The 294-nt window shown below is 71.1% G+C and carries 1 protein-coding gene; it reads left to right on the top strand.

What is annotated here, in order from left to right:
- Positions 1-294: hypothetical protein (locus SB658_RS23085; protein WP_410602595.1), on the top strand; the 294-nt coding region annotated here is incomplete at both ends.

Raw genomic sequence — 294 nt, 5'->3', positions numbered from 1 at the left:
CTCGACACGACCAGGGAGTTCCGCTTCCCCGGCACGACGCAGTTCATCTCCGACAGGCTCACCGTGAGCGTGCTGCCCGGCCTCGTGCGCAATCTGCTGGGCGCACGGGGGCGCGTCGAGCTCATCGAGGAGTGCAGTGTGACGGCGCAGGGCGCGCTGCGGATGCGGACGCGCCGGATCGCCCTGAGCCTGTGTGGCCGTCGCTTCGCTCTGCGCGGCACCCTCGGCATCCCGGTCGATCTCGAGGACGGCTGGGACGAGGCGCAGAAGCGGCGCACGATCGAGATGCGCGCC

The organism is Bacillus sp. SIMBA_008 (genome assembly GCF_046535495.1).
In the GTDB taxonomy this organism is placed as follows: Bacteria; Bacillota; Bacilli; order Bacillales; family Bacillaceae; genus Bacillus; species Bacillus subtilis.
The sequence above is the reverse complement of the archived record's forward strand: the minus strand, read 5'-3'. Positions and strand labels throughout refer to the sequence as shown.